General features: G+C 34.0%; 3 protein-coding genes. 2 read left to right on the top strand and 1 reads right to left on the bottom strand.

The genetic code is table 11. From position 1 onward, the window contains the following. Window positions 1-916: 916 nt before the first annotated feature. Window positions 917-2,155 carry a pyridoxal phosphate-dependent aminotransferase gene (locus D5R40_RS30545; RefSeq protein WP_124147534.1) on the top strand — a complete coding sequence of 413 codons (1,239 nt, stop codon included), beginning with the start codon at window positions 917-919 and terminating at the stop codon, window positions 2,153-2,155. A 791-nt stretch (window positions 2,156-2,946) separates the two neighbouring features. On the opposite strand, the gene D5R40_RS30540 is transcribed toward D5R40_RS30545, so the two are convergent. After that, on the bottom strand, window positions 2,947-3,558 hold the full coding sequence (locus D5R40_RS30540) for a hypothetical protein (protein WP_124147533.1): 612 nt from the start codon (window positions 3,556-3,558) through the stop codon (window positions 2,947-2,949). Between the two features lie 345 nt (window positions 3,559-3,903). Here D5R40_RS30540 and D5R40_RS30535 point away from each other — a divergent pair. Continuing rightward, the coding region (locus D5R40_RS30535; RefSeq protein WP_124155697.1) for a tetratricopeptide repeat protein at window positions 3,904-4,622 on the top strand (719 nt) is incomplete at its 3' end.

Below are 4,622 nucleotides of genomic sequence, written 5' to 3'. Positions count from 1 at the left end.
GTAATTTTCCTCCTGTCTCCTGTCTCCTGTCTCCTGTCTCCTGTCTCCTTCTTCAAAGCAATTCCCAAGAAGCGTGAGGTACAAAATTTATTTTTTTTAGGGAGTAGGGAGTAGGGAGTAGGGAGTAGAAAAGAAGAAAAAAAACTGTACCTCAGTAACTTGAGAAACGCTATATTTGATATGTAAATTATAGATTGAGGTTTTTTCTTATTAAAAAAAGCGGGCAGATTGAGTACTTATATCCTTGTGTTTGCTACTATTGAATACTGCTTTCCCTCCTTTACTATTCCCTCCATACCTTTTTCATAGCACTTGCTCTCCACATCCTAGTGTCGCTATCCGGAAGTTAAAAGTCATGCATTTAAAAGCGAGTGCTAATTGGCGAGGTTTCCTACGTATAAAGTGCGGAAGTAATTCCGCACACAGCCCCTCCAGAATGTAAGACGCACATCTGACAGTCAATCATTTTTGATTTGTAATTGTTTGAGGATTTTGTAAATAGTTTTCAACTAATAGTTTGGGTTGAAATATATTTTATAGCAGTCCTAAGGAAAGGAGAGGGAAAAATCGAAAACTTAAAACTCAGACAACGTAAGATTTTTCCTGATTCCTTCTTGCTTATGCTATAAATTATCTTTCTCTTGGTTTCAGTAGAAATCTAAACAGTTTGCGGAGCATTCCATCAGAAAAAGCTTTTTAATCTAAAAGAATAAAAATTTGGTTGTAAAGAATAGTCTATTCAGTAAATTCTAATTTGTTAGATAATAATTTTAATTAAATCTACAAGAATAAAAAAAATCTGAACATTTTTAAATTTTTACTTTTGAGTTGGAAAAACTCCTGACTCCTGTTTAATTTGATAAGATACACTTTGCTATTGTAGATTAACTTAGTTCAGGAGTCTATATAAATCACCATGCAGCTTGCCAAAAGGTTAGAACGAATACCACCTTATCTCTTTGCTGAAATTGACCGTAAACGGAATGAATTAGTTGAAAGAGGAGTTGACATCATTAATTTGGGGGCAGGAGATCCAGATCGACCCACACCAAAACATATTATCCAGGCAATGCATGAGGCAATTCAAGACTCTACCAATCATCATTATCCGCCCTACAAAGGTATAAAGGAATATAGACAAGCAGCAGCAGATTGGATGAAACGTCGGTTTGCCATTGAAGATTTAAACCCAGAAACAGAAGTAATTTCTTCAATAGGTTCTAAAGAGTCAATTCACAATACTTTCCTAGCTTTTGTCAACCCAGGGGATTATACCATAATTCCTGACCCTGGCTATCCAGTTTATCGCACCTCAACAATTTTTGCGGAGGGTCAACCCTATCCAATGCAGCTTCAGAGTGAAAATTGGTTGCCAAATTTAAAGACTATTCCTCAAGAAGTGGCTCAAAAAGCAAAATTGTTGTGGGTGAATTATCCTAATAATCCTACTGGTGCGACAGCTAATTTAGATTTTTTTCAGGAATTAGTAAACTTTTGTCGCCATTATGACATATTACTATGTCACGACCATGCTTATTCTGAAATGGCTTATGAAGGTTATAAACCTCCTAGTATATTACAAATTCCTGGTGCAAAAGATGTAGCAATTGAATTTCATAGTTTATCTAAGTCTTACAATATGACAGGATGGCGAATTGGTTTTGTAGTAGGAAATAGTTTAGGAATAAAAGGATTAAGTCAAGTTAAATCTAATGTAGATTCTGGAGTATTTAAAGCAATTCAAAAAGCGGCGATCGCTGCTTTTTCTACTACTGAAGAAGAGTTGCAAAGTTTAGTAGCTGTTTACCAACAGCGAAGAGATATTCTAATAGAAGGTTTACAATCTTTAGGGTGGCCGATTAAACCTAATTTAGCAAGTTTATATGTATGGGTTCCGGTTCCCAAAAATTATACGTCTCAAGAATTTGTTAACTTATTGTTAGACAAATGTGGCATTATCGTGCCTCCTGGAAATGGATATGGTGCTTCTGGAGAAGGGTTTTTTCGTATTGCATTAACAGTGGAAGAAGAGCGGATTTATGCAGCATTAAAAAGAATGAAAGATGCAGGCATTAGTTATCAATTAAAGCAAGAAGGAAGAGGGAAGAGGGAAGAGGGAAGAGGGAGGAAGGTTATTAAGCAAGAAAAAACTTAAATTTCCTGTAGATATTCACCAAAGAATAAGGTCTGAAGCCTCCCCCTTTCAAGGGGATAAAAAAATGGGGATAAAAAAAATAAAGTTCAATATTTCAAACCCCTGACTTTCCTGCGGAATGCTGGGCAAACAAGTAGAGGTACTGATAACTGAAATAACCTTTGGGTTTACACAAATAATTGCCTTCGGACATGATATTAAGGGTGAAAAAAACTGATGATTTTCAACTAATAAAGGAAGAAGGAGGAAGGGTATTGAGCAAGAAAAAAACTTAAATCTCCTGTAGATATTCATCAAATAATAAGGTCTGAACCCTCCCCCTTTCAAGGGAATAAAAAAAATAAAGTTCAAGATTTTAAGCCTCTGACTTTCCTGCGTAATGCTGTGCAAACAGGTAGAGATACTGATAACTGAAATAACCTTTTGGTTTGCACAAACGATTGCCTTCGGACATGATATTAAGGGTGAAAAAACTGAGTATTTTCAACCAATAATTGTGTTTGAACAAAAAAAATTTTTACCAAATAATTAAGGTTTAAAACCAAATTTATAAATGTTTGCTACAAATATCTAGAGTATTTCTTAGGAGTCAGAAGTCAGGAGTCCTATGGGAATGCCTTTAATACGATTTTTTAGGTCGTAAATTATCTTTTTTTTCAAAGGGACATCTCCTGTAAAATCTTTTTATCGTTCTTACTATTCGTAACATTCTTTTTGAAAATTGGTATCAAGCCTCTTTTGAGTTGAAAAAAGTGCTAGATATCACGCCCAAAACCCTCAAAAAGTTACCATCAAAGGCAGGGGGGATTACAGAAAAATTTAGTAACTTGATATTCTGCGGAAAAATCTGCAACATAAATAGCTTTAAGATTTTGAACGTCTTTAGCTTGGTTAATATTTACCTGAATGTTTGAGGCATTTATTCTTAAATATTTATCGACATTTCTCGTACTTTTAACTTCAACTTGTTTATTATCAATCCACTGATAATATGTATATGGTTCTTCTACTACATAACGAACTTTTGGAGCCATTTGTTCGAGGCGTTCTCCTGCCACACCCGCAGCAATTTTGGCAATTTTTGCTTGTTCCCAATGATGATAACGATTACTGATAGTTGAACAGAGAAAAAATCCTCCCACTAACAAAATTAAAACTAGAATTAGATGTGGCAACTTTTTCAGTAAACTTGAATATTGAGACACTAATTCATTAATCAAAATATTTGGTTCTGATTTTTGATTACGGATAGTAAAACTGATAATAGCTATACTTAAACCAAAGAAACCAATGAGAATAATTAATATCAGAGATAGTTTCAGAATGTGATTGCCAAATTCAATTAATTCTTGGGGATGAGTAAGATCAGGAATATTGGGAATGCCTTGAGTAGATTGCCACATATTTTAAAAGTATAGTAGGTTTTAAGTCTTAAATTATAGTTCTTAGGTATGGGGTAATTCTGCAAAACTTAACGACAGGAGATAGTTGATTAAATCAACATTATTAATTGTCCATCTGGAAAGACTCTATAGCAATTCTAAATAGGCTGTAAAAACTCAAAAAATAGATAAAAACTCTGAAGCTGTTACTCTGTTTGTATATTGTCTTTCAGAGCTGTTGCGTTTTTCAACGTTATTTTTTACATAACCAAAATAGGACTACTATAATAATAGCTACAAATTTAAAAATTTAATTCCGCTACTCTAACTAATTTGAATTAACAATTTTGTAAGTAGGCTAAATTTATGGAAAATCAGACATTAGAAAATATTTTTAACTCCGCAGTAAATAATTATCAAAAAGGAAATTTAAAATTAGCGAAAAAAATCTGCCATCAAATCTTAGAAAGAGATACAGAAAATTGGCAGTTGCTGAATTTATTAGGGGTTATTGCTGGTTTAGAGGGGCAAGCAAAAGCAGCATTTGCCTACTTTGATCAAGCTGTGAAACTGAATCAAAATAATGCCGAAATCCATAGTAATTTGGGTCTGGCACTGAAGGAGAACCAGCAACTTGAAACAGCCATTAAACATTATCAAAAAGCTATTGAACTTCAACCAAATTATGCTGAACCGTATAACGGTTTAGGGAACATATTTTTAGAGCTAGGAAAACTTACAGAATCTCAACTTGAAGCTGCCATTGAATATTATCAAAAAGCTATTGAACTTCAACCAAATTATGCCAAAGCATATAACGGTCTAGGCTTTATATTTTTAGAGCTAGGAAAACTGGTGGAATCTCAAAAATATTATCAACAAGCTGTTAAATTAGACAAAAATCATGCAAACGCTAACTTGGCTCTGGCAGTTATTTTGCTGAAACAAGGAAATTTTATTCAAGGATTTAATGAATATGAATGGCGCTGGCAAAAGAAAGGTTTGAGTGCTCCTAATTTCTCTCAACCTGTGTGGGATGGCTCAAATTTTCAGGGCAAAACTTTGTTAGTTTATACTGAACAAGG

The sequence above is a fragment of the Okeania hirsuta genome, assembly GCF_003838195.1.
Classification (GTDB): Bacteria; Cyanobacteriota; Cyanobacteriia; order Cyanobacteriales; family Microcoleaceae; genus Okeania; species Okeania hirsuta.
The sequence above is the reverse complement of the archived record's forward strand: the minus strand, read 5'-3'. Positions and strand labels throughout refer to the sequence as shown.